At 52.7% G+C, this 338-nt stretch carries 1 protein-coding gene; it reads right to left on the bottom strand.

Translation table 11 applies throughout. From position 1 onward, the window contains the following. The coding region (locus tag AN391_RS20010) for an Ig-like domain-containing protein (protein ID WP_235576512.1) at nucleotides 1-338 on the bottom strand (338 nt) is incomplete at both ends.

Below are 338 nucleotides of genomic sequence, written 5' to 3'. Positions count from 1 at the left end.
GCACTCCAATTGCCGTTGACATCGGTTTGTACATCAATAGTTTGTACGACATTGGCTGCATCAGTAAAGGTTACCGTGACGGTGCTGTTGGGTGCATCGCTGGTGCCCGTTACAGTTGGCGTGCTGTCGTTGGTGAGCGCTGGTGCATCCACATTCACACTTGGTGCGGTAGTATCGATGTTACCGCTGCCGGTGATATCAGTGCTGTTGCCCGCCGCATCACTAATAGTCGCTTCAATACTGTAAGGCCCTTCAGCCAATGCGTTTGGCACTTCGACTGAGAAGTTGCCGCTCGCATCCACAGTCGTCGTAAAGGTTTGCTCTACCCCTAAGTCGTC

Origin of the sequence: Pseudoalteromonas sp. P1-13-1a (assembly GCF_001401875.1) — a bacterium.
GTDB lineage: Bacteria > Pseudomonadota > Gammaproteobacteria > Enterobacterales > Alteromonadaceae > Pseudoalteromonas.
Note: the sequence above shows the minus strand (reverse complement) of the source record. Positions and strands in the feature narration are given on the sequence as shown.